Source organism: Natrinema gari JCM 14663 (assembly GCF_000337175.1).
Lineage (GTDB): Archaea > Halobacteriota > Halobacteria > Halobacteriales > Natrialbaceae > Natrinema > Natrinema gari.
The window spans coordinates 1-400 of the sequence record NZ_AOIJ01000074.1; the positions used below are offsets into that span (position 1 = coordinate 1).

A 400-nucleotide genomic window follows, 5' to 3' on the forward strand; every position below is an offset into this window, starting at 1 on the left:
CTACGAACCGCGTCAACCATCTTTGCGATCGGTTCGTCTCCCCGACCGGCCGAATCGTAGAACTCAGCCATCTCTTCGAGCAGCGCCTCACAGTCGTGCGGAGTTCGAAGACCGTCGGTCAGCGCTCCTGTGGTCGATTGACCTGTGCTCATGGGTTAGTGGAGTTCTGTCGCCGCGTCCATCGCGAGGGATCGGCAGATCGTCGATCAGACATCGTCTTGGACGACGCCCGATCCCGCGCCGATCGGCGCGATGACCGGGTTCTTTCGGTTGCTGAACAACCGGTCGATGCTCCCATACAGTGAGAAAGTACTGTCCCAACATAGATTTAAGTTACCTGTGAAAGTACCTTCACACGGAATATGAGTGATAATGAGAACCCGTCCGGCAAGCACGGGAG

The 400-nt window shown here is 56.8% G+C and carries 1 protein-coding gene; it reads right to left on the reverse strand.

Going from position 1 to position 400, the window contains the following annotated elements:
- Positions 1 to 206: 206 nt before the first annotated feature.
- The coding region (locus tag C486_RS22075; RefSeq protein WP_206536988.1) for a hypothetical protein at positions 207 to 400 on the reverse strand (194 nt) is incomplete at its 5' end.